16 protein-coding genes and 1 pseudogene are annotated in these 23205 nt (G+C 66.6%); 11 read left to right on the forward strand and 6 right to left on the reverse strand.

Going from position 1 to position 23205, the window contains the following annotated elements:
• Positions 1-21 precede the first annotated feature (21 nt).
• From bcsA to bcsR, 3 genes are read right to left on the reverse strand one after another with little or no spacing between them, the layout of a single operon-like run.
• The gene (bcsA, locus tag DUPY_RS03340) at positions 22-2559 is read right to left on the reverse strand and encodes a UDP-forming cellulose synthase catalytic subunit (protein ID WP_070246372.1); all 2538 of its coding nucleotides are present in this window, start codon (positions 2557-2559) and stop codon (positions 22-24) included.
• 1 nt (position 2560) lies between these two features.
• Complete coding sequence (gene bcsQ / locus DUPY_RS03345) at positions 2561-3322, reverse strand: cellulose biosynthesis protein BcsQ (protein ID WP_070246374.1); 762 nt, start codon at positions 3320-3322, stop codon at positions 2561-2563.
• Positions 3319-3519: a BcsR/BcsP family cellulose biosynthesis protein gene (bcsR, locus tag DUPY_RS28290; RefSeq protein WP_167359021.1), complete on the reverse strand. Its 201-nt coding sequence runs from the start codon at positions 3517-3519 to the stop codon at positions 3319-3321. Before bcsR ends, bcsQ begins: the two co-directional genes overlap by 4 nt.
• Positions 3520-3863: 344 nt before the next feature.
• Between bcsR and bcsE the strand changes: the two genes are divergently transcribed.
• The 6 genes and pseudogenes from bcsE (at position 3864) to DUPY_RS03375 (ending at position 13717) form a co-directional block, all read left to right on the forward strand.
• A complete protein-coding gene (gene bcsE / locus DUPY_RS03355) occupies positions 3864-5528 on the forward strand; it encodes a cellulose biosynthesis protein BcsE (protein ID WP_070246378.1) in 1665 nt (554 codons plus the stop codon).
• 36 nt (positions 5529-5564) lie between these two features.
• Positions 5565-5738: a hypothetical protein gene (locus tag DUPY_RS28295; protein ID WP_167359022.1), complete on the forward strand. Its 174-nt coding sequence runs from the start codon at positions 5565-5567 to the stop codon at positions 5736-5738.
• Positions 5735-7360, forward strand: coding sequence for a cellulose biosynthesis protein BcsG (bcsG, locus tag DUPY_RS03360; protein WP_167359023.1), 1626 nt, complete (start codon positions 5735-5737; stop codon positions 7358-7360). The genes DUPY_RS28295 and bcsG overlap by 4 nt, the downstream gene beginning before the upstream one ends.
• 60 nt (positions 7361-7420) lie before the next feature.
• A pseudogene (locus tag DUPY_RS03365) lies at positions 7421-9889 on the forward strand (hybrid sensor histidine kinase/response regulator); the annotation flags it as partial.
• Between the two features lie 32 nt (positions 9890-9921).
• A complete protein-coding gene (locus tag DUPY_RS03370; RefSeq protein ID WP_070246385.1) occupies positions 9922-12585 on the forward strand; it encodes a M1 family metallopeptidase in 2664 nt (887 codons plus the stop codon).
• Between the two features lie 427 nt (positions 12586-13012).
• Positions 13013-13717, forward strand: a complete 705-nt coding sequence (locus tag DUPY_RS03375; RefSeq protein WP_070246427.1) for a YceI family protein — start codon at positions 13013-13015, stop codon at positions 13715-13717.
• A gap of 122 nt (positions 13718-13839) precedes the next feature.
• Here the strand turns inward: DUPY_RS03375 and DUPY_RS03380 are convergent, their stop codons facing one another.
• Complete coding sequence (locus tag DUPY_RS03380) at positions 13840-14469, reverse strand: LysE family translocator (protein WP_070246387.1); 630 nt, start codon at positions 14467-14469, stop codon at positions 13840-13842.
• Between the two features lie 166 nt (positions 14470-14635).
• Between DUPY_RS03380 and DUPY_RS03385 the strand changes: the two genes are divergently transcribed.
• Both DUPY_RS03385 and DUPY_RS03390 read left to right on the forward strand, forming a co-directional pair.
• Entirely contained in the window at positions 14636-17515 is a 2880-nt protein-coding gene (locus tag DUPY_RS03385; RefSeq protein WP_070246389.1) for a hybrid sensor histidine kinase/response regulator, read from the forward strand.
• A gap of 70 nt (positions 17516-17585) precedes the next feature.
• Positions 17586-18974 (forward strand): MFS transporter, encoded by a 1389-nt coding sequence (locus DUPY_RS03390; RefSeq protein WP_070246429.1) that lies wholly within the window; start codon positions 17586-17588, stop codon positions 18972-18974.
• On the opposite strand, the gene DUPY_RS03395 is transcribed toward DUPY_RS03390, so the two are convergent.
• Positions 18971-19867 carry a LysR family transcriptional regulator gene (locus tag DUPY_RS03395; protein WP_070246391.1) on the reverse strand — a complete coding sequence of 299 codons (897 nt, stop codon included), beginning with the start codon at positions 19865-19867 and terminating at the stop codon, positions 18971-18973. The genes DUPY_RS03390 and DUPY_RS03395 overlap by 4 nt on opposite strands.
• 113 nt (positions 19868-19980) lie before the next feature.
• Here DUPY_RS03395 and DUPY_RS03400 point away from each other — a divergent pair, with 113 nt between their 5' ends.
• From DUPY_RS03400 to DUPY_RS03410, 3 genes are all read left to right on the forward strand, one after another.
• Entirely contained in the window at positions 19981-20580 is a 600-nt protein-coding gene (locus DUPY_RS03400; RefSeq protein ID WP_070246393.1) for an FMN-dependent NADH-azoreductase, read from the forward strand.
• A 19-nt stretch (positions 20581-20599) separates the two neighbouring features.
• A complete protein-coding gene (locus tag DUPY_RS03405) occupies positions 20600-21481 on the forward strand; it encodes a pirin family protein (protein WP_070246394.1) in 882 nt (293 codons plus the stop codon).
• Between the two features lie 118 nt (positions 21482-21599).
• Positions 21600-22067: a hypothetical protein gene (locus DUPY_RS03410; protein WP_070246395.1), complete on the forward strand. Its 468-nt coding sequence runs from the start codon at positions 21600-21602 to the stop codon at positions 22065-22067.
• Between the two features lie 10 nt (positions 22068-22077).
• On the opposite strand, the gene DUPY_RS28790 is transcribed toward DUPY_RS03410, so the two are convergent.
• Positions 22078-23166 (reverse strand): DUF1906 domain-containing protein, encoded by a 1089-nt coding sequence (locus DUPY_RS28790; protein WP_229255223.1) that lies wholly within the window; start codon positions 23164-23166, stop codon positions 22078-22080.
• Positions 23167-23205: the final 39 nt, after the last annotated feature.

Below are 23205 nucleotides of genomic sequence, written 5' to 3' on the forward strand. Positions count from 1 at the left end.
GTCTGGTATTGAAAGGGAGGCTTACTGCGGTGCGCGCGGCTGGCGCGGCAGCACGCCGCGCAGCCAAGCGCCGCTGTTGCGCAGGCGCCGGGATGCGGCGCCGCCGGCCGGCGTGGCGTGCTGGAACAGGCGGACGATGCCCAGCACGCCCACCCGCAGTACGGCGTGCAGGCCATCGAGCGGCCTGTCGTCCTTGCGACCATCGGTCCACGACACCCAGGCATCGGCGCGGGCAAAGGTACATTGAATCAGCATCATGCGTTCCTCCTGGGTGGCCAGCACCCATTGCAGGCGCACCTGGGTGGCGTCGGACGAGATCACGCTGGCGCTGAACGCGTGCTCTTCTTCGCCGCGCCACAACGACACCATCACGCGGTCGTCGCGCTGCAGGCCGGTGGCCAGCGCCACGGCAAGCGCGCAGCCGCTATCGGAAAAGTCGATCGTCTCGCACCGCAGCAGGCGGCCATCGGGCTGGTGCAGCACCGCCGGCAAACGGATCGCCACGCGGTGCGACAGGCGCACCTGGCGCGTTTCGGAGGCGACCGAAATGGCGCCGCCCAGCAGCAGGATGTTGTACACGGTCCAGAACAGGTTCAGGACCGTGGTGGCGATTTCGGTGGATGGCCCCCAGATCAGGCGCCCCACTCCGGCCAGCAGGCCGGCAATATTGAGGCCGACGATGACCAGGTAAGGCAGCGAGATGGTCCAGTCGAAGTAGTCGCGCTCGACCAGCCCGCCCTTGGCGGTGACGTTGAACTTGCCCTTGCCCGGATTGATCAGCGCAACCATGGTGGGACGCACGGTGTACCACGCCAGCACCGTCTCGTACACCTCGGCCCAGAACGAGTGCCGGTGGCTGCCCTGGATGCGCGAGTTGGTCAGGTTGGCGTGCGCCATGTGCGGCAGCACGAACAGCATCACCGCGATGGCCGGAGCATAGATCACGTAGGCATGGAAGAACAGGAAGGCCAGCGGCGCGGTCAGGAACAGCAGGCGCGGCCCGCCGTTGAGGAAGTGCAGCATGGCGTTGCCATAGCAGATGCGCTGGGCCCAGCTCAGCCCCTTGCCGAGGAACGGGTTGTCGAGCCTGAAAATCTGCGCCATGCCGCGCGCCCAGCGGATGCGCTGGCCGATGTGAGCCGACAGGCTCTCGGTGGCCAGGCCGGCCGCCAGCGGCATGTTGATGTAGGCCGAATGGTAGCCGAGGCGCTGCATCTTGAGCGCAGTGTGGGCGTCCTCGGTCACGGTTTCGACCGCGATGCCACCCACTTCCTCGAGCGGACCGCGTTTGAGCACCGCGCACGAACCGCAGAAGAAGGTGGCGTCCCACAGGTCGTTGCCGTCCTGGATCACGCCGTAGAACAGCTCACCCTCGTTGGGCGTGCGGCGGAACATGCCGAGGTTGCGCTCGAACGGATCGGGCGAGAAGAAGTGGTGCGGCGTCTGCATCAGCGCCAGCTTGTCGTCGCGCAGGAACCAGCCCATCGTCGTTTGCAGGAAGGTGCGCGTGGGAATATGGTCGCAATCGAAGATGGCGATGTATTCGCCATTGGTCAGCTTCATGGCGTGATTGAGGTTGCCGGCCTTGGCGTGGTTGTTATCGGGACGGACGATGTAGCCGACGCCCGCCTCGGCGGCAAAGCGACGGAACTCGTCGCGCCGGCCGTCGTCGAGCAGGTACACATTGATCTTGTCGCGCGGCCAGTCGATGCCGACGGCGGCGTACACGGTCGGCATCACGACCTTGAGCGGCTCGTTGTAGGTCGGGATGTAGACGTCCACCGTCGGCCACTCGTGCAGCGCCGTCGGCATGGCCATCGGCTGACGCCGCAGCGGCCAGGCGCTCTGCAGGTAGCCCAGCAGCAGGATCAGCCAGGTATAGGTTTCCGCGCCCAGCAGCAGCATGCCCCAGAAGAAATCGAGCGGCTCGTCCCAGTTCAGCGTGGATGTCAGGCGCCACCACATGTAGCGCGACGACGCGGTCACCGACAGCACGATCAGCAGCAGCGTGGCGACCGGCCCCGGGATCTGGCGCATGATCAGCGCAATCACCCACAGCATCACCACGAACACGGCTTGCGCGGCCAGAGAAAACGGCGTGGTGATGCACAGGATGGCCAGCGCGGCCGCTACCACGTAGGCGCTGGTGCGCAGCAGCGGATGGTCCCACCTGCTGTGGTCGGCGGCGCCCTCGATCAACGTTTCCGCGCGGTCGCGGTCGAACTGCGGCAGCCAGCCCTGTACCCGGCGCCAGCCGCGCAAGGCCAGCACGTGCAGGCGCAACAGCACTGGCGGCATCTGCCAGACCGGCGGCTTGACCGGCTGGGTGCGCACCAGCAACAGCCAGAGGCATTGCAACAGCACGCGCAACGGGTCGGCCCAGCGCGGGCGCGACAGGTCGATGTGGGGAAAGCTGGCGCCGATGCGCTGGCGGGCCGCCGCGCTCCATGGCGCATGGGCCGGGTCGCGCAGCAGCAGCTCGGCCAGCATGCGCGGCCAGCGGGCACCCGCGCTCACGCCCAGCAGCGCACCGAGCCGGACGCCAAAGGATGCGGCCATGTCACTGTCCTCCTGCGAGTGCCAGGCGGGTCAGCACCCAGGTGGACAGCGCCGCGAACTCGTGCGCTGCCTGGCTGCGCGGCGCGAACTCGAACACGGTCTGCTTGCAGCCGAGCGCTTCGCCCACGTAGGCGTCGCGGTGAATGGCGACCGGCGACATGCTGGCGCGGAAAGCGCTGCGCAGCAGCACCGTGATGTCGCGATGCAGCGCGCGGGCCGGCTCGAACTGGTTCAGCAGCAACAACGCAGGCGGCCTGCCCGGCGCGTTGGCGCGCGCGACCATGCGGGTTGCCACGGCATAGGAAATCGGGTCCGGTTCCATGACCACCAGCACCAGGTCGGCGGTCGCCAGCACTTGCGCCGCAAACGGCGACGGCAGGCGCGGGCAATCGCATACCACGATGGTCTCGCCGGGCAGCGTCAGTGACGCCAAGGCGGCGCGCAGCCATTGCGGGTGGCTGGTCATGTAATCACCAAGACGGGTCAGCTCGGCATCGCTGGCGAGATCGCCGAAGGGCAGGAAGTCGACGCCGGCGGCGCTGCGATAGGCGGCCTCATGCCAGTCGGTGCCGGCGGCGAGGGCCTGGCCAAACCCGCGCGGGTCATCCCAGGCCATGCCGAGGTGCAGGCGCATCAGGTTGTCCGGGTTGACATCGACCGCCAGCACGGAGCGTCCCGCAGCAAACAGTCCGGCCGCCAGGTGGGCAGCGACCGTGGTCACGCCGGCGCCGCCATTGGCGCCGATAATTGCAACTGTTTTCACGACTGACGATCGGCGCTGGCAGTATCTTCGGTGACGTGGAACGGCCTGGCGACGCCTTGCATTTCGGCCAGGAGCGGCCAACGCAGAGCGGCATTCATCGCCGACTGGTCGCGCACGATTTCCTGGTAGTTTCCGGCGGCGCCGGCCTGGCCGAAGCGGGTGTAGAGCGTTGCAATGTCGCTGGGGGCATCGTCCACGAGGGGTCGTGCCTGGCTGTAGTCCATCATAGCGTGAATGCCTTCCAAAATATAAAGAGAGGGAAGCAGATTCCGCATGTGTTGGGCAGCAATCTTGCAGTACAAGACTAAATTGAACCACAGAAACCATTAGTATGGCTATGAAATTTTTGTTTCATGTTGTACGGAATCATTTCTTTGAAAACTTGTATATTCCCAAAAAGAAATTCCTCGATTACAATTAAAGCCATGGCAGTTCGGACCCCCAACCCTGGTCTGGCCGACACACTTCGCGTGTCCTGCCAGGCGCTCCCCAAGTTACGCTCGCCGATATCGTCATTCATGATAGGAGCGTCGCTAAAAATATGTCTTATTCGGATCATCCCCGCTATGTCGCCGGCATTACCGCCGCCAACACCAGCCTGCGTCGCGGCCTGGTGTATGCGCTCGCGGAAGACGGCCTGGCCCGGCTCGACCACCTGATCTACGCCACGCTGCGCCAGGCGGACGCGCACGGCGTCTGCCTGGTCGCACCGCGCCGGCAACTGGGCGAGATCGTGGCCTGCGGCCCGGCGGGCGCGCTCGCCGCGCAACTGGCAAGCGGCCACCTGACCATGTTCGAATCGGCCTTCCCCGGCGGCGCCGGCCAGGTTGCGCGGCTGGCCGAAGAGCTGGCCCAGGTTGGCCGACAAGCTCACCAACATTCAACCACCGTGCTGCTCGACCATGCCGACGTGCTGTTCGGCGAGGACGTACAGCACAACCTGGTGCTGGCCCGCCAACTGCGCGATTGGGCCGAGCGCGACAACAAGATCCTGGTGCTGGTGCTGCGCAGCGCGCAGGCCGACGCGCTTGACCCGATGCGCGTGCTGCGCCCGTGCGCCACGCTGTTTGGCGGCATTGCCCGCTTGTGCGGACGGCAGGGCCAGCAAACCTGGCAAACGTTTCATTGGCACCATGCCGACGGTGTCAGCAGCGACATGATCCAGCCACTGCTGGTCGATGACGCCGGCGCCTGCCGGCTGGCGCCGGCGCAAGCGAGCCGCAACGCCGCGCCAGCAGACGACGAAGCCCTGCACATGCTGGCGCTGCGCGGCGCGCTGCTGGCCGGCGAAACCGCCGGGGCCGGATGGCAGTTGCTGGACGACGCCGCCACTTTGCAGGCCGAGGCGGCGATCCACCCCAGCGCCACGCTGATGCTGCCGTTCGACGGCGGCGCCAGCTTCGATGGGCTGGCGCGCACCGTGCTGGACCTGCGCCGCAGCTGCGGCTGCCGGGTCAAGATCGTGGTGCGGGAATTGCACCAGCACATGCGGCAAAGCCAGGAAGCGCTGCTGATGCACCTGGGCGCGAACCTGGTGATGCCGGCTGGCATCAGCCTGTCGCGCGTGAGCAGCCTGTGGGTGGCAGTACGCGACCAGGTCTTCCAGCATGAATTGCCGGCCTCGTACGAGATGGCAGTGGCCGCCGCCATGCCGGACCAGCAGCAAGGCTACCTGGCGCCGGATGCCTTCCTGGCGGCAGTGCAGTCCAGCATGCAGCGCTGCCAGGAATACCGCATCGAAAGCTGCATGGTCAGGCTGACCCTGGTCAGGGGCCTGACGCCGCTCGACGCCCTGCGCTACTGCCAGACCCGCCGTGCCGGCGACCTCGTCACGGCCGACGCCGACGCCGTCTACCTGTTCCTGTACGCCTGCCGCGAGGCCGACCTGGCCGCTGCAATGAAGTCGCTGCTGCGCCTGCCGCTGAGCGAGCTGTTCAGCGTCGAAAGCCGCTACCCCACCGCGCGCGACATTGCCGATGCCTGCGCCGCACTGGCCCGGCGGGCGCGTGGCGTTGCCGACCTGGGCGCGGCCCTGGCCGCCACCACCATTCAGCAACCGGGCAAGGCGCTGGCTTCGGCTGCGGTTGCGGTTGCGGGTACGACCAACAACGGCCCGGCGCCGCAGCGCCATGTCGCCGTCGCGCCCGCTTCGCGCCGCCCCCTGCCGCTGGCTTCCAGGCTGACCGTCGCCTGGACGGCGCCTTGATCACCACCTGCCATCTGACAGAATACTGAATACACCATGAACCTGATCATCATGCTTGCCATCTTCGCCATCGGCCTGGTTTGCGGCCACCGGCTGCGCACCCCGCTGGCACAATGGCGCGAACGCTATCAGCGCCGTCATTTCAAGCCGCAGCTGATCAAGCGCTACACGCCGCCCACCCAATCCGACAGCGAGGGGCGTGCGCTTTGACCGATCCCCTGTCCGGACGCGCCGCCGAGGAAGAAGTGCCTTCGCCGCCGCCACGCCTGGCCCTGGGTGGCTGGAGCTTTTATTTCATCGCCAAGCTATTGCTGTTCTGGCGCGGCCTGATCGGGCTGCACCCGCTGGCGAACCTGGCCCTCCTTGCGCTGCTGAGCCTGCCGTTGCGCAGCGCGCGGCTGCGCGCCTTGCGTAACATCGTGGCCGTTCCGGCTGCGGTCAGCCTGCTTTACTACGATTCTTTCCTGCCGCCGTTCAACCGGCTGTGGTCGCAAGCGCACCTGGTAGGCAGCTTCAGTCCGGGCTACCTGGTCGAGCTGGCCGGGCGCTTCATCCAATGGGAACTTGTTGCACTGCTGGTGCTGATCTGGGTAGTCTGCCGCGTTGCCGCCAGCTATCTGCGCCTGGGCGTGCTGACGGCGGCCATGTTGTGCGCGGTGGGATTGCAGCAGTTGCGCGCCAATCAGGCCGAGCAGGCCCCGGCGCTGGCTGCGGTGGCGGTGCAGACGCCGGGCGCAGTTGCGGGCGAGACGCCGCAACTGGCGCTGCAACAATTCTTCGAACGCGAAGGCAAACGCAGCGCCACCTTCAAGCCGCCGGCAGCGAACAGCACGCCGTTCGACCTGATCTTCATCCATATCTGCTCGCTGTCGTGGGACGATCTGCAGACCGTGGGACTGGACCAGCACCCGGTGCTCAAGCAGGCTGACGTGCTGTTCCACCACTTTAATTCGGCCGCCTCGTACAGTGGCCCGGCGGCGATCCGCCTGATGCGCGGCCCGTGCGGGCAGCAGTCGCACACCGGCATCTACGATCCCCCCGGCGACCGTTGCGCGCTGATGCCCGGCCTGGAAAAAGCCGGCTTCACGCAGCAGATGGCCATGAACCACGACGGCCACTTCGACGACTTCATCGGCCTGCTGCGCAAGCAGGGCCTGTCGGCGGCAGCCACGCCGCTGGCCGGCGTGCCGGCGCCGCTGCGCGCGTTCGACGATTCGGCCGTGTACGACGACGGCGCCATGCTGAACCGCTGGGCCACGGCGCGCGCCAGCGACGGCGCGGCGCGGGTGGCGCTGTATTACAACACCATCAGTCTGCATGACGGCAACCACTTCGTCAACGGCCCCAACGCCGGCAAGGACAGCAGCGGCACCTACCGCATCCGCGCGGCGAAACTGCTCGACGACATCGGGCAATTCATGACCCAGCTCGAACGCAGCGGCCGGCGCGCGGTGGTGGTGGTGGTGCCCGAGCACGGCGCCGCCGTGCGCGGCGACAAGATGCAGGTGGCCGGCCTGCGCGATATCCCGACGCCCGCGCTGACCAACGTGCCGGTCGCGATCAAGGTCATCGGTCCGGGCGCGCATGCGCTGGGTGGCACCGTGCACGTCAACGACGCCACCAGCTACCTGGCGCTGTCGCACATTGTCTCGGCCATGCTGGACAAGCCGCCATTCGACGCCGCCGGCTTCGCGCCGTCCGATTACCTGGCCGGCCTGCCGCTGACGCCCTACGTTGCCGAAAACGAGGGTTCCACCATGCTCGAATACCACGGCAAGTACATGCTCAAGCTCGGCACCGAGCCGTGGAAGGCCTACGATCCGGGGCGCTGAAGCGGCGGTTATTGGCAGGATTGCTACAATATGCGTTTGTACCGCGCTGCGCGAGGATGACCACCGATGAATCCCATGACCGAACCGGGCGACCAGATCGACGCCAAGCTGGTGCTCGCAACGCTGCGCGCCCTGCAAGACGGCGACTTCAGCGCGCGCATGCCGTCCGGCCTGGCCGGGGTGGCCGGCCAGGTGGCCGCGACGCTCAACCAGATCATGGCCAACGGCGCGCCCCCGGGCGCCGGCAGCAGCACCGGGTCGCTGCTCACGCAGTCGCAATCGCTGGCGCAGGAGCTGCGCCAGACCAACCAGGAACTGGCGGACAAGGCCCGCCTGCTGTCGGAGCAGAATGTCGAGGTGGAGCAGGCCAAGCTGGCTTTGGAAGAAAAAGCCACCCAGCTGGCGCTGTCGTCGCGGTACAAGTCCGAGTTCCTGGCCAATATGTCGCACGAGCTGCGCACGCCGCTCAACTCCCTCCTGATCCTGGCGCAGCAGCTGGCCGACAACCCGGACGGCAACCTCTCCGGCAAACAGGTGGAATTTGCCCGCACCATCCATGGCTCCGGCTCCGACCTGCTCACGCTGATCAACGACATCCTCGACCTGTCCAAGATCGAATCGGGCACCGTCACGCTGGAGTTCTCGGAATACCGTTTCGAACACCTGCGCCATTACGTCGAGCGGACCTTCCGCCACATGGCCGAAGCCAGGCACCTGGACTTTTCGATCGCACTGGACGACGACCTTCCCGCCAGCCTGGTGACCGACACCACGCGCCTGCAGCAGGTCGTGAAAAACCTGCTGTCGAACGCCTTCAAGTTTACTCCGCATGGGCGCGTGGCGCTCACCATCGGCCTGGCCGACGCCGGCTATTCCAGCGACCACCCCGCCCTGTGCCACGCCGACGCGGTGCTGGCGTTCGCCGTCACCGACACCGGCGTGGGGATCGTGGCCGACAAGCTGCAACTGATCTTCGAGGCGTTCCAGCAGGCCGACGGCTCCACCGCCCGCAAGTACGGCGGCACCGGCCTGGGGCTGTCGATCTCGCGCGAACTGGCGCGCCTGCTGGGCGGCGAGATCCGGGTGCAATCGGTGCTGGGCGGGGGGTCCACCTTTACCCTCTTTCTGCCCTGGCACCGCGCCGGCTTCGTCGCTGCGGATACGGCGCCGGCGCCGAAAGCGGTGGTCAACGCAGTGGCAGCCCAGCCCGTGGAACCGCCATTCCTGCCGCACGAGCAGACGCCAGACGACATCGACTACCATGACCACCACGACGACCGCGCGCTGCTCGCGCCCGGCGATCCGTCCCTGCTGATCATCGCCGACGATGAACGCCTGGCCACGATGTTGCTGGACCTGGCGCGCACCCAGCATTTCAAAGGCGTAGTGACGGCCAGCGGCGACTCGGCCCTGAGCCTGGCGCGCGACTACCTGCCCTCGGCCATCCTGCTCGACCTCGACCTGCCCGATATCGACGGCCTGACAGTGCTGGCGCGCCTGAAACGCGATCCCGGAACCCGCCACATTCCGGTCCACGCGCTGTCGAACCGGCGCGAACAGGTGCGTGACCGCCAGCAGGCGCTGCGCCTGGGCGCCCTGTCGTACGTGTGCCTGTACCTCGATCTCTACCAGTACCAGCCGGCGGACCGCGCGGCGCTGCGCGACCTGTTTGCGCACATCCGCCGCTTTGCCGCCGGTGGCAGGCGCAGCCTGCTGCTCGTGGAGCACGACGCGGCCGCCAGCGCCGCCACGGTGGCGCTGCTCGCGGCCGACGACCTCGAGATCGTGGCGGTGGACAGCGGCATGGCAGCGCTCGCGGCCATGCGTGAGCAGCACGTCGACTGCATGGCGCTGAACCTGGCGCTGCCCGACAGCGGCGCCTTCGCGCTGCTGGACGCCATCGCCGCCAACCGCGCGCTGCGCGACCTGCCGGTGGTGGTGATGGTCGCTGCCGATGCCGATTCTGCCGCCGATACCGTTCGCGCGCGGCTGCAACAGCGAACCACCAGCGCCGGCGCCGACGCCATGGTGATCAGCGTGGCTTGCTCGCCCACGCACCTGCTGGACCAGACCGCGCTGTTCCTGCACCGGTCGCCGCAGCACCTGACCGCAGCCCAGCGCCAGCTGCTCGACGATGTGCGTGAAGCCGAGGGCGGCCTGGCCGGACGCACGGTGCTGATCGTCGACGACGACGTGCGCAATATCTTCGCGCTGTCGTCGCTGCTCGAACGCCAGCAAATGCAGGTATCATTTGCCGAGAACGGCCGCGACGGCATCGAAGTGCTCGAGCGCGATCCGTCCATCGAGATCGTCCTGATGGATATCATGATGCCGGAAATGGATGGCTACGACACCATGCGCGCAATCCGGCGCATCGCCAGGTTTCGCTCGCTGCCCATCATTACGCTCACCGCCAAGGCCATGAAGGGCGACCGTGACAAATGCATCGCCGCCGGCGCCTCCGACTACATCACCAAGCCGGTCGATGTGGCGCAGCTGCTGTCGCTGCTCAGGGTGTGGCTGAACTGAGGTCTGGCTCAATTAACAAGAAAAGGAAACACATGCAACGCAGTTCGATGTCGATCGCCGTGATGGCGGCGCTGGCCCTGGCTCCGGTGTTGGCCCCGGTAAACTCCCATGCAGCACCGGCAGCAGCGCAGCCGGCCGTCCGGCAAACCACGCAGTTGCCGCGCAATGCCGTGCCCACGCATTACGCGGTATCGCTCACGCCCTACGCCACCACCCGCACCTTCAGCGCCAGCGTGGTCATCTCGCTCACCGTCACACAGGCCACCGACCGCCTGGTGCTCAACGCTGCCGACCTGGCATTTTCCAGCGCCGCGCTCAGCGCCGGCGCCGGTCAGCCGGCCCAAGCCGCCACCGGCATCGACCTTGACGCAGACAAGCAGACCGCCACCTTCCGCTTCGGCCGCCAGCTGCAGCCTGGCAGCTACCAGCTCAAGCTCGACTACACGGGCCTGATCGGCACCCAGGCCGCCGGCCTGTTCGCGCTCGACTACCAGAACGGCGGCGCCACCAAGCGCGCGCTATACACGCAGTTCGAAAATTCCGAAGCGCGGCGCGTGATCCCGTCGTGGGACGAGCCGTTTTACAAGGCCACGTTCGCGCTGGAGGCTACCATTCCCGCCGGCCAGATGGCGGTATCGAACATGCCGGTGGCAGCGACCACCAGGCTGGCCGACGGACGCGAACTGGTGCGCTTTGCCACGTCGCCCAAGATGTCCACCTACCTGCTGTTCTTCGGCCTGGGCGAATTCGAGCGCGCCACCACCACCGAAGCTGGCACCGAGATCGGCGTGATCACGCAAAAGGGCAACGTGGGCCAGGCCCGGTTTGCGCTCGACGCATCGCGCGACGTGCTGCGCGAGTACAACGACTACTTCGGCGTCAAGTACCCGCTGCCCAAGCTCGACAACATCGCCGCGCCGGGCCAAAGCCAGTTCTTCAGCGCCATGGAAAACTGGGGCGCCATCTTCACCTTCGAATACGCAATGCTGCTCGACCCGCGCACCGCCACCCAGGAAAACCGCGAGCGGACGTTCGTCACCGCCGCCCACGAAATTGCCCACCAGTGGTTCGGCAACCTGGTTACCATGGCCTGGTGGGATGACCTGTGGCTCAACGAAGGTTTTGCATCGTGGATGGAATCGCGCACCACCGCACGCCTGCATCCCGAATGGGATTGGCACCTGCACGCGGTGCACACGCGCGAAGGCGCCATGGCCAGCGACGCCCTTGCCTCCACCCACCCGGTGGTGCAGCGCATCGCCACTGTCGAACAGGCCAGCCAGGCCTTCGACAACATCACCTACCAGAAGGGCGAGGCGGTGATCCGCATGCTGGAAGACTACGTCGGTGCGGACGCCTGGCGCAGCGGCGTGCGCGCGTACATCGCCCAGCACGCGTATGGCAACACGGTATCTGACGACCTGTGGCGCCAGGTGGAAAAGGCGGCCCACAAGCCGGTGACGGCGATCGCCCACGACTTCACGCTGCAACCGGGCGTGCCGCTGATCCGCGTGGCAGACGCCGTGTGCAAGAACGGCAAGGCCACCATCGCCCTCACCCAGGGCGAATTTTCCAAGGACGACGCCACCAGGAAGCCATTGAGCTGGCGCGTGCCGGTCATCGCCAGGACCGTGGGCGGCGCCACCGAGCGCACCGTGGTAGCCGACGGCAAGGCCACCATCACGCTGCCCGAATGCGGCGCGGTACTGGTCAACGCCGGCCAGAGCGGCTACTACCGCACGCTGCACACGAGCAAGGGATTCGCCGCGCTGGCAAAACGCTTCGCCGACCTGCCGGCCATCGATCAAATGGGCTTGCTGGCCGACGCCGGTGCGCTGGGCATGTCCGGTCACATGCCGGCGTCCAGCTACCTGCAACTGGTGGCCACCACGCCGGTGGATGCCGCGCCGCAGGTGTGGGAAGACATCGCCGGTACCCTGGCCGGCCTGCACGCCAGCTACGAGGGCCGGCCGGAGCAGCGCGCCGCTTTTGAGCGCTTTGCGCGCGCGCGCCTGGCGCCGGTGCTGGCGCGCGTGGGCTGGACCGCCGCGCCCGGCGAAGCGGCGCCGGTGGCCAACCTGCGCAGCACGCTGATCGCCGCCCTGGGCGAGATGGACGACCCGGCGGTGCTGGCCGAAGCTCGCCGCCGCTACGCGCTGCGCGACAGCGACAAGGACGCCATGCCGGTGGCCTTGCGCCGCCCGATCCTGGGCGTGATCGCCGCCAACGCCGATGCCGCCACCTGGGATGCGCTGCTGGCCGAGGCGCGCAACGAGCAGGCCGCCATGATCAAGGCCGAGCAATATGGCATGCTGGGCGCCAGCCACGATCCTGCGCTGGCCCGCCGCGCGCTGGACCTGGCGCTCACCGACGAAGCCGGGGCCACCAACAGCGCCAGCATCATCAGCCACGTCGCCAGCCAGCATCCCGACCTGGCGTTCGATTTCGCCTTGGCGCACCGCGCGCAGGTGGAAAAGAAAATCGACGCCACCTCGCGCAGCCGCTTCTACCCCGGCCTGGCCCGCCACTCGGCCGATCCGGCCATGGTGGACAAGCTGAACGCCTACGCCGACCAGCACCTGGCGGCCGATGCGCGCGGCGACGTCAAGGTCGCGATTGCCTCGATCAAGTACCGCATCAAGGTGCGCAAGGAGCGCCTGTCGGAAATCGACGCCTGGCTGGCGCAGCAAAAGTAACAGGCAAAAAAAACCAGCGCCACCTTTACGGGGGTGCTGGTTGCAAAACGCTCGAAAGCGTGGGGATGGCCGGTGGTCCGGCGGCTAACATGGATGCCTGTGCCGCCTGGACTGAATTTGTGCCGGAATGAAGGTCCGGCAGCCGGGCGTCTGGTTTGACCGCGCGCTACAGGTATTACTTTGCCAGTTAATCGCAAGGACAGGCTTAGGACTTCATTAAACTGCATGAAGCCTGCCATGGGAAGGGCGAATTGAAGAAAGGATGGTGCCGGTGTTTCAGGCCACCGGCAAGCCCGCTGAGCGATGTTCCGTGAATTCCCGTGCCAACCTGGACACGGCGACCAACTGGAAGATGCTGGGACCAGCGCTTGGCATCATAATCGGGCAATATGACGAGCCCATGACGTTCACACTAAAGCGAGTAACCATGTTATCGATTTTCTTGCGCAGCCGATTTCGCCAGCGCCAGCCAGCTTGCACGCTGGCGCTGACGCTAGTGCTGGCAGCCTGCGCGCCGCTGCCACCGCCCGCTACCGTCCCAGCTGCCGCAGCCCCTGCCGCCTCGGCAACGGCGGCGCCGCCAGCCACGCCCGCAACAGGCGCACTGGCCATCGACAGCGCCAGCTCGCTGATCGCCGTGACCGTGCGGCGCGGCGGCGTGCTGGCGCGCCTGGGCCACGATCACGTGGTGGCCGCGCGCACCATCACCGGCAGCGTCGCGCCGCAGGACAACCGAGCCGAGTTCCAGTTCCGCCTCGACCAGATGACGGTGGACGAGCCGGCGCTGCGCCAGGTCGCCGGGCTGGAAAAGCAGCCATCGCCGGAAGCGGTGGCCGGCACCCGCACCAATATGCTGACCAAGGTGCTCGATGCCGACCGCTACCCTGTCGTCAGCGTACGCGCCGAGCGCATCACCGACGACCAGCCGCTGCGCGTGGCCATCACCCTGCACGGCGTCACCCGCGACTATCGCATCCCCGTGGTATTCAGCCGCGACGGCAGCGCCATGACGGTGAGCGGCACGGTCGATCTGAAGCAGACCGATTTCGGGCTGGTGCCGTTTTCGGTGATGGGCGGCGCGATGGCCGTGGAAGACCGGATGGAACTGCGTTTTACCCTGGTTGCCAGATAAAAAAAAGCCCGCGACACGAACGGCGCGGGCTGAAGGATTTCAAATCGGGAGAGACTTGAAAGAGCGAGATCAGTATCTCCCCCCAACATGACCGCGTGATGACATGCACGCATCAAAAAACATCAGCGCGAAATAATCAGCTTCAGCCCCAGGCCCACGAATACCGCCCCCGCCACCCGGTCCATCCACGTGCCGGCGCCGGGATGGCGGTTGATCCACGCGCCCACCGCACCGGAAAAATAGCCGAGCAGCGAAAACAGCACCGCCGCCTGTGCCGTGAACAGCAGGCCCAGTTGTGCGGTCTGCCAGCTCACATCGCCGCGTTCGGCCACCACGAACTGCGGCAGGAACGACAGGAAGAACAGCACGACCTTCGGATTGATGGCATTGGCGAGCAGGCCCTTGGCGAACAGCCGTCCCAGGCTTTCGTCGGGCAGGCTGGTGTGCGCTACCCGCGCCCCGCCCCGGCTGCGCAGCGCACCGATGCCGAGCCACACCAGGTAAGCGCCGCCGATGATCTTCAGTGCGCCGAACGCGGTGGGAGAAGCGGCGATCAGCGCGCTCACGCCCAGCGCGGCCAGCACGGTGTGGCTCAAACAGCCCAGCGCGCAGCCGATACCGAACACCATGCCCTGGCGGCGCCCGCGCGAGACACCCACGCTGAGCACCATCAGGTTGTCCGGTCCCGGCGAAATCGTGATGAGCAAGGCGGCGCTGAGAAAGCCGATGAACTGTTCTGGCGAAATTAACATGAGGGGCTAGGCAAGGACTGGAAGCGGTGATGATAACTGTCGCATTGTTATGTTACAACCACATCATATTTTCTGAAACCAATATGTTCTCGTATAAAATGACCGGATTCCTGCCTCCGCGACGGCGGCTCGGCATCCATCCATATCAATAACCAAAGCTTGCACGATGTACCACGCGCTTAGCGCCTTCGCGGGCCGAGTCCTCCGCCACCTGTCGCCCTCGCTGCCGCTGATGTTGCTGCTGCTCGCGGCGCTATGCCTGGCCGGCCAGGTTCGCGCCCAGGCGCCTGCCCAGCTCCCGCGCATCGCGCTCACCCAGGTCGCCATCGACATCGCCCGCGACGGCAAGCTGTACCTGGACGAAGGCGAACTGGCGCCAGCCAGCGCCGCTGCGCTGCCGGCCATGGTCGCCGGCCTGCGCCCGGCCGCCAAGGTGGATTTGCTCGGTGGCGGTTACTGGCTGGTGGCGGAGTTGCACAACGACGGCGTGCTGACCGACTGGGTGCTCGATCCCAACGACACCCTGATCGACGTGGTCGACATCTACCTGTACCAGCCGGACGGCAAGGTGCGGCTGCTGAAAACCGGCTACCGCCAGCCGCACGACTACCTGCTCCACTACGGCAAGGGCGTGCAGCTCGAACCGGGCAAGAGCTACCCGGTGCTGATCCGCTTCTCCAGCCCCTACTACGCGCGCACGCCGATGTTTACCGCGCTGCCGCGCACCGACTATCAGCGCCTGGTGGCGCGCGAGAACGTGTTGATCATCGGCGCCATCGGCGCGCTGATGGCGCTGGCGGTGTTCAATTTCTTCATCTATTCGATCACGCGCGACCGCTCGTCGCTGTACTACTCGCTGTACGTGCTGTGCTACGCGGTGGCGTGGGGCATGACCTTCCACCTGTCGGCCGACATGTTCGGTTGGCATAACCTGCACTGGCACTACGTGCCGTTCTTCCTGCTGCCGGTGATCAGCACCCTGTTCTACACCAATTTTCTGCGCCTGCGCGAGAACGCGCCGCGCCTGTTCCTGCTCAGCCGCGTGAATATCGTGCTGCCGTTGCTGACGCTGCCCTCGTGCTTTTTCGCGCTCAGCTATGCCCATACCATCGCCACCATCGTCATCGCGATCTGGGTGTCGATGGCGCTGGTGACCGGCATCGTGGTGTGGCGGCGCGGCTACCAGCCGGCGCGCTTCTTCGTGCTCGGTTTCCTGGCGCTGCTGCTACCGAGCCTGGTGATCCTGCCGGCCAACGTGGGCCTGATCCCGGCGCTGGTAACCAACGCCCAGTTGTTCACACTATTGGGGGGCACCCTCGACGGCGTGCTGCTGGCCTTCGCGCTGGCCGACCAGATCCGCCTGCTGCGCAACACGCTCGAACAGCGGGTACAGGAACGCACCGCCGAACTGACCGAGGCCAAGGAACACGCCGAGGTGGTGAGCCGCCATCGCATCGATTTTCTCTCGGCCATGAGCCACGATATCCGCACCCCGCTGGCCGGCGTGATCGGCATGATCAAGTTCGCCATGCGCGACCAGTCGGTGCGCGGCCGTACCGAGGAATACCTGCGTATCGGCCTGCAAAACAGCGAATCGCTGCTGGCCATCCTCAACGACATCCTCGACTTTTCCAAGATCGACGCCGGCCGGCTGTCGATCGAAACCGTGGACTTCGACCTGATCGCGCTGATCGACGACGCCATCGGCATCCTGCAAGGCCAGGCCGACGCCAAGAGCCTGCTGCTGCGCTGCGAGCTGGCGCCGGATCTGCCGCGCTTCGTGCGCGGCGACCCCACCCGCCTGCGCCAGATCCTGCTCAATTTGCTCGGTAACGCCATCAAGTTCACCGACCGCGGCGAGGTGCGGCTGCACGCCACCGCGCTCGCCCCCGTCGCCGGCCGTCCCCTTGCCAGCGTCAGCTTCGACATCATCGACACGGGCCCCGGCATCCCGCCCGATACCATGCCGCGCCTGTTCCAGAAGTTCGAGCAGGCCGACCACTCCACCACGCGCCGCTACGGCGGCACCGGCCTGGGCCTGGCCATCTGCAAGGAGCTCGTCGAGCTGATGGGCGGCACCATTGCCGCCGAGAGCCGCGTGGGCGTGGGCTCGACCTTCGGGTTCACCCTGCCACTGGCGCTGGGCGCGGCGCCGCTGGCCGGGCCCGACACGGGACCGCACCGCGAATACCACGCCTATCGCCTGCGCATCCTGTGCGCCGAAGACGTGCGCACCAACCAGATCATCGTCGGCACGCTGCTGGAAAACATGGGCCACGACATCCATATCGTGGAAAACGGCCTGCAGGCGTTGCATGCGCTGGCCGAATCGGACTACGACCTGGTGCTGATGGACGGGCGCATGCCGATGATGGACGGCGAACAGGCCACGCGCCTGATCCGCGCCGGCGGCAACGAGGACTACCGCATGCGCGATGCCGGCATTCCCATCATCGCCCTCACCGCCAACGCCAGCGACCATGACCGCGCCCGCTATCTTGGCGTGGGCATGGACGGTTTCCTCAGCAAACCGGTCGATGAAAGGCTGCTGTACGACCAGATCGAAAAGATCATCGCGCTGCACCTGGCGCGCGGCCGCACGCTGCGCGCGGTCGATCCGGCGCTGCTGCCGGGCGCGCGCCAGGCCGACCTGGACGCCCAGTTCGGCGTGGCGCCTGCGGGCGCGAACGAATGCACCGAATCAGGCAAGGGAGTGCAGATCATGCCGCTGGCCGGCCTGTCGCACAAGCATTTGCAGCGCATTACCGACGCCTTCCTCGACGAAGCGCCGCGCCGCCTGCGCACCGCGCGCGCTGCCGTCCGCGCCGGTAACGCGCAAGCGGCAGCCGCCGCCATCCACGCCCTGAAGGGCAGCGCCGGTTACCTGAGCTCCAACCACCTGCACGCGCTGTGCACCGAGCTCGAAGCGGCAGCGAACGCCGGGCGCCTCGACCAAGTGGCGCCCATGCTGGTGGAGCTGGAGGCGGCGCTGGAGCAGGCCTGTAGCGACTTGCAGGCGTCGTCCACGGTCGCTGCGGCCGACTGAAACGTCGCCTGCAAGCGCGGCGGTTTTGCGCGACAATGACGGCCTCAGTCACAGCAAGCATCGGATGCGCATGAGTGTTACCACCAACCCGGCCTCGCTGGCCGACCGCGACGGCCTGCCGCCCGATGCCCGGCGCTGGGCCATGCTCTCGGTCGCCATCGGCGTGGGCATGGCCTCGCTCGACACGGCGATCGCCAACACCGCGCTGCCGGCCATTGCCGAGCAGTTGAATGCCACCCCGGCCGCCTCGGTCTGGATCATCAATGTCTACCAGCTGGCGATGGTCGCCACCCTGCTCCCCTTCGCTGCACTGGGCGAAGTGATCGGCTACCGCAAGGTGGCCATCTTCGGCATGGCGATGTTTACGCTGGCGTCGCTGGCGTGCGCGCTGGCGTGGTCGCTGCCGTCGCTGGTGGTGGCGCGGCTGTTCCAGGGCGTGGGGGGCGCGGCGCTGATGGGCGTGAACACCGCGCTGCTGCGGGCGATCTATCCGGCCAAGCTGGCCGGGCGTGGCTTCGGTTTCAATTCGCTGGTGGTGGCCACGTCGTTCGCCATCGGGCCCACTGCCGCCTCGCTGATCCTGTCGGTGGCCTCGTGGCCCTGGCTGTTCGCCATCAACGTGCCGCTGGGCCTGCTGGCGATTGTCATGGCGCGCCGCGCGCTGCCCGCCACCGCGCTGGCCGGCCACAAGATCGACGTGCTCACCGTGGTGTACAACATGCTCGCGTTTGGCCTGTTGATACTGGCCTTCGGCGAAGGCGCCCACCTGCAGAGCTGGCATACCCTGGCGCCGGAAATTGCGCTGACCGTGCTGTTTTTCGTGCTGCTGCTGCGGCGCCAGGCCGGCCACTCGGCGCCGATGCTGCCGGTGGACCTGTTCCGCCGGCCGCTGTTCGCGCTGTCGTCGCTCACCGCCATGTGCACCTTTGCCGCGCAGGGCCTGGCGTTCGTGTCGCTGCCGTTCTTCTTCGAACACACCCTGGGCCGCTCGCCGATCGAGACGGGATTCCTGATGACGCCGTGGGCGGTGCTGGTGGCGGTGATGGCGCCGATTGCCGGGCGCCTCAGCGATAAATATTCGCCCGGTGTCCTCGGCGGTATCGGCCTGGCGCTGCTATCTTCCGGCCTGGTGGCCATGCTGATGCTGCCGGCAGCGCCCACCGCGTTCGACATCGGCTGGCGCATGGCGTGGTGCGGCATCGGCTTCGGCTTTTTCCAGGCGCCCAATTTGAAGGCCATCATGGGCAGCGCACCCAAGTCGCGCGCCGGCAGCGCCAGCGGCATCGTCGCCACCTCCCGCCTGACCGGCCAGGCCACCGGCGCCGCGCTGGTGGCCTGGTGCTTTACCATTTCGGCTGCCAACGGCACCCGCTACGCGCTGATGCTGGGCGCGGCGTTTGCCGGCGTGGCATGCATCGCCAGCTTCTCGCGGATGGCGTTTGCTGCGGAAGCCGACTAATAGTCCTTCATCGCTTCCTCCAGCGCATCGAGGAAAACCCGGGTTTTGGCCGGCATCAGCCGCCGCCCCGGGAACACCGCCCACGCCGTCACCTGCGGGAACGACCACTCGGGCAGCACCCGCACCAGCTTGCCCTGCTCCAGGTAAGGCCGCGCGATCGGTTCGGTGGATGCGCCGATGCCGATGCCGGTGCTGGCCATGCGCATCAGCAGCTCCGGCGAATTGGCCAGCACCCGCACCGGCAGCTCGCGCTCCCACAGCACCTTGCCACGCGTGAGCGGCCAGCGCACCAGGCCGTTGATACGCGGCGGCAGACTCAGTAAATCATGGCGGAACAGGTCATCGGGATGCTCGGGCAGGCCGCGCATGCTGGCGTAGCCGGGCGCAGCGTACAGTCCCAGCCCGCTGCGCAGGATGCGGCGCGCAGCCAGCGTGGCGTCGTCAGGCAGGTCGCCCATGCGGATCGCCAGGTCGAAGTTTTCCGCCACCAGGTCCACCCGACGCGGCGACAGGTCGAGCTCCAGCGAGATGGCCGGGTATCTGGCTAAAAACCCCGCCACTATTTCACTTAGCCCCAGGTCGAAGAAATCGGCTGGCATCGACACCCGCAGCAAGCCGCTCGGCGCCCCCTGGCGGTGCTGCGCCAGCGCGCCGGCCGCCTCGGTTTCGTCGGCCACGCGGCGCGCGTGCTCGAGCAGGATCGAACCGAATTCGGTCAGCACCAGCTTGCGCGTGGTGCGCTGGAGCAGGCGCTCGCCCAGGTGGCCCTCGAGCAGCGAGATGCGGCGCGAGACGGTGGACTTGGGCAGCTGCACGCGCTCGGCCGCCAGGCTGAAACTGCCGCATTCGACGATGCGGGCGAACAGCAGCAGGTCGGCGGGATCGATATCCATGATGATTGTTCCACTGGTGAGTTAATGTTATCCATTTTAAGGGATTCCGCATTGGTTTTGAAACGATTAAAGTCACTCCATCGCAGCACCTAACCAACACCAGGAGCCCCACCATGAATATCTTGCAAATCAACTCCAGCGCCCGCAGCACCGGTTCCGAATCGACCCGCCTGGCCGACGCCATCGTCGCCAAACTGCAGGCCGCCAACGCCGGCGCCGTCGTTACCCGCCGCGACCTGGCCGCCAACCCGCACCCGGTGCTGGACGAAGCCGCACTGCAAGCGCTGTTCACCCCGGCCGACCAGCGCAGCGCCGAACAGGCGGCCCGCGTGGCGCTCGACGACGCCCTGATCGCCCAGGTGCAGGCGGCCGACGCCATCGTGATCGGCGCGCCGATGTACAACTTCGGCATCACGGTGCAACTGAAAGCCTGGTTCGACGCGATTGCCCGCGCCGGCGTCACCTTCAAATACGGCGCCACCGGGCCGGTCGGCCTGGTCACCGGTAAAAAAGTGTATGTCGCAATCGCCCGTGGCGGTTTTCACCGCGATGGTCCGAGCGACACCCAGCTGCCGCACCTGAAGATGTTCCTGGCGTTCCTGGGCATGACCGATGTGCAGTTCGTGTACGCGGAAGGCATGGGCATGGGTCCGGAGGCGGTGGCCAAGGCGCAAGCGCAGGCCGACGCCGACATCAACGCAGTACTGGTTTGAATTTAAAAGGAGCAGCGCCATGAACAACGTAGCAAGCGATACCGTCACCCGCGAACGCGGCGTGGAACGCGTGCTGGCCGGCCAGGCCGTGATGGATGGCGCGGGCGTGAAAATCAACCGCGTGGTCACCCAGCCGCTGCAACGCCGGCTCGACCCGTTCCTGATGCTCGACAATTTCGCCAGCGGCGAAGCCAACGACTACATCGCCGGCTTCCCCAGCCATCCGCACCGGGGCTTCGAGACCGTGACCTATATGCTCGAGGGCCGCATGCGCCACCGCGACAGCGCCGGCAACGAGGGCTTGCTGACCAACGGCGGCGTGCAATGGATGACCGCCGGTCGCGGCGTGATCCACTCGGAGATGCCCGAGCAGCAGGAAGGCCGGATGGAAGGTTTTCAATTGTGGCTCAACCTGCCGGCCAGGAACAAGCTGCGCGAACCGTGGTACCGCGACTTCAACGGCGACGAGCTGCCGCGCTTCGTCACCGCCGCCGGTGTCCAGGTCAAGGTCATCGCCGGCAGCAGCCACGGCGTGGCGGGGGCGGTGCAGCGGGAGGTGACCGAACCGATTTACCTCGACGTCGAGGTGCCGGCCGGCGCGTCGTTCAGCCAGGTGCTGCCTCCAGGGCACAATGCCTTCGTGTTCGTGTATCGCGGCCTGGTGCGGGTGGGCGACAAGGACGTGGCGGCCGGGCGCATGGCGATCCTGGCCAACACCGAGGGCGCGGACGGCATCAACGTCCACGCGCTGGATGCCAGCCGTTTCATCCTGGTGGCCGGCAAGCCGCTCAACGAACCGATCGCGCAATACGGCCCGTTCGTGATGAACACCCAGGCCGAGGTGTTCCAGGCGGTGGAGGATTTCCGCAGCGGCAAGCTGGGCGAAGAAACGCACGCATGAACCCTACATGACCAACCGCAGCCAACCGGGGTCGGACCCTGTCCAGGGTCCGACCCCATGCGGCGGCGCAAGCATGACCGTGACCGTTTGCCGGGTTAATCTCGGATAAAATACGCCGATGAACCCCTTATTCCTGAAATGGCTGCGCAAGCTGAGCTACATGCTCGGCTTTGAAACGGTATCGTCCTTCCCGCCCGGCCATCCGTACGAACGCACGCGCTGGAACGGCGCCTACTTCGACATTGCGTCCTACGTCAAACCCGACCAGATCGAACAGCGCCTGTGCGAGGCGATTGCCAACACGCCGCTGGTGTTCGGGCAGATCGACAATCCCACGCCGCGCATGCAGCGCGCGCTGCTGGCTGTGCTGGAAGAACGCATGCGCCACAACCGCGGCCGCGCCACCGAGCTGGCCGTGCAACTGGTGCACGCCTACGACAGCGCCCACATCACCGAAGTCATCCCCGGCCTGCGCGCCCAAGTGGCCGGCACCCGCCACGACGACATCGCCGAACGCGCCCGCAGCGTGATGGCATTCCTCTCCTCCACCCACTCGCCTTTCGACGTCATCGACATGAAAGCCTGAAGCGCCTGATTTATAGGATCTGGAAGAAGCCGGTAGGCCAGCCCTCATTGCTGCGCGCCAGTTCGACATGGATGCGGCGGCCATCATCGACCGGCAGCACCGCCGGCGCCAGCTGCTTGAGGTTGAACGACTCGAACTTCGGCGCTTCCGGCGCCGACGGTGTGTTGTCCGGCGCCGGCGCCAGCCAGCTCAGCGTGGCCAGGCCAACACTGACCATCGCCTCGCAACACGCAGCCGAACCGTACACCCCCACCTGGTACACCGGCTCGCCCGGCCGGGCCGCCTTGAACGCCTGGTTGACGCCCTCGAAATAGCGCGTGATCGGACCGGCAATATCGTCGGCGTTGGGATTGCAATCGACCTCGAAATAAATCGCCGAGCCGGAAGGCTGGGTAATGCCCGACTGCGCCATCAAATAAGCGGCGGCGCCATCGGCCATGCCCTGGGCCCGGCTGAACGAATGCAGGTGGGCGCCGATGGTCTCCCACACCACGCCGATGTGGATGCCGGCATCGGTCAGCGCCCGCGCTTCGGCCATCGACAAATTCTTGCCCGCGCTGTGGCTGTAGTAGCGGATGGCAAAATCGACACCCTGTTGCTTGATTGCTATTGCGTGCTGCGTCAGTTCGAAAGCGGCTTTGACGCCGGTCATGACAACCATGGGTACTCCTGCAGGAATGGTGGATGAAGGCGCGGGAACCGACCGCAGGCTTGGCATCGGACCAGCCAAAGGCTCCGGCTCGGCGCGCTCGATGCGCACCCGGTAGCCGTGCACCGGTATGCGGATGCGCAGCGGATTGCCACGCCCCTCGCCGGCGTAGTACTGGCCGAGCTTGCTCCGCAAGCGCACCAGTTGCAGCCCGACCACCGGGTCGTCGGCGGGATCGAAGGCAGCAGGCGAACGGCCGAATACCTCGACCCCGATCGAGTAAGCACTGTAGAGCTGCGCGTGGCGGTGACTGACCAGGTAATCGAGCAGCTGGCAGCTGGCGCCGGCGTGGGCGAAGGCGCGACTGACCGCGATCCGATGCAGTTCGGCGCGCACATCGTTGGGATGCGGATCGCTGGCGCCCAGCGGCGCGCTGCGTGCTGATGTCACACTTAATGCAACAGGGTAAGCAGAATGTTTAATAGTTTC

Origin of the sequence: Duganella phyllosphaerae (assembly GCF_001758785.1) — a bacterium.
Classification (GTDB): domain Bacteria; phylum Pseudomonadota; class Gammaproteobacteria; order Burkholderiales; family Burkholderiaceae_D; genus Rugamonas; species Rugamonas phyllosphaerae.

Coding starts and splice junctions, on each gene's coding strand:
- bcsA (WP_070246372.1), bottom strand. CDS start 2,559: ATGGCCGCATCCTTTGGCGTCCGGCTCGGTGCGCTGCTGGGCGTGAGC.
- bcsE (WP_070246378.1), top strand. CDS start 3,864: ATGTCTTATTCGGATCATCCCCGCTATGTCGCCGGCATTACCGCCGCC.
- DUPY_RS28295 (WP_167359022.1), top strand. CDS start 5,565: ATGAACCTGATCATCATGCTTGCCATCTTCGCCATCGGCCTGGTTTGC.
- DUPY_RS03370 (WP_070246385.1), top strand. CDS start 9,922: ATGCAACGCAGTTCGATGTCGATCGCCGTGATGGCGGCGCTGGCCCTG.
- DUPY_RS03375 (WP_070246427.1), top strand. CDS start 13,013: ATGTTATCGATTTTCTTGCGCAGCCGATTTCGCCAGCGCCAGCCAGCT.
- DUPY_RS03380 (WP_070246387.1), bottom strand. CDS start 14,469: ATGTTAATTTCGCCAGAACAGTTCATCGGCTTTCTCAGCGCCGCCTTG.
- DUPY_RS03385 (WP_070246389.1), top strand. CDS start 14,636: ATGTACCACGCGCTTAGCGCCTTCGCGGGCCGAGTCCTCCGCCACCTG.
- DUPY_RS03390 (WP_070246429.1), top strand. CDS start 17,586: ATGAGTGTTACCACCAACCCGGCCTCGCTGGCCGACCGCGACGGCCTG.
- DUPY_RS03395 (WP_070246391.1), bottom strand. CDS start 19,867: ATGGATATCGATCCCGCCGACCTGCTGCTGTTCGCCCGCATCGTCGAA.
- DUPY_RS03400 (WP_070246393.1), top strand. CDS start 19,981: ATGAATATCTTGCAAATCAACTCCAGCGCCCGCAGCACCGGTTCCGAA.
- DUPY_RS03405 (WP_070246394.1), top strand. CDS start 20,600: ATGAACAACGTAGCAAGCGATACCGTCACCCGCGAACGCGGCGTGGAA.
- DUPY_RS03410 (WP_070246395.1), top strand. CDS start 21,600: ATGAACCCCTTATTCCTGAAATGGCTGCGCAAGCTGAGCTACATGCTC.